1 protein-coding gene is annotated in these 430 nt (G+C 61.9%); it reads left to right on the top strand.

The window, feature by feature from the left end; all coding sequences use genetic code 11:
* Nucleotides 1-57 precede the first annotated feature (57 nt).
* Nucleotides 58-430, top strand: a 373-nt coding sequence (locus tag H6A60_RS12655; protein ID WP_205105194.1) for a hypothetical protein, incomplete at its 3' end; no start/stop codon positions are given.

Below are 430 nucleotides of genomic sequence, written 5' to 3'. Positions count from 1 at the left end.
AACGGTGCTGCCGCGAATGCGGAAGAGATTCCCGAAGAAGCAACGAAGGCGCCGACAGTGGAATCGCGGGCGGAAGAACCGCTCAACACGGGGGACGCGGGCAAGACTGTCTCCGATGAACCGGCGCGCAACACGCTGCCGTCCGCAGAAGCCGAGCCGGCTCCTGCCGAAGCCGTATCGGCGGAAGAGTCCGCTGCGAAGCAGCGCGCTCCGCAGGAAGCCATCCCGAACGGACTTGCCGGACAGATTCGTCTTGTTCCGATTCAGTCGCTGCGCGTCATTGTCGACGTCGTTACACGTCGGGACGGGGAGACCGACGTGGAAGAGGGTTGGCTTGCCAACAATGCCGTTTCCAACGCATCGGGGCTCTTCTGCGTAAAGGTGCTTCACGAGGGGCGCGAAGAAATGCTTCTCGCTAAGGTCGAAGATA

This window comes from Sutterella massiliensis, from assembly GCF_016899755.1.
In the GTDB taxonomy this organism is placed as follows: domain Bacteria; phylum Pseudomonadota; class Gammaproteobacteria; order Burkholderiales; family Burkholderiaceae_F; genus Sutterella; species Sutterella massiliensis.
Note: the sequence above shows the minus strand (reverse complement) of the source record. Positions and strands in the feature narration are given on the sequence as shown.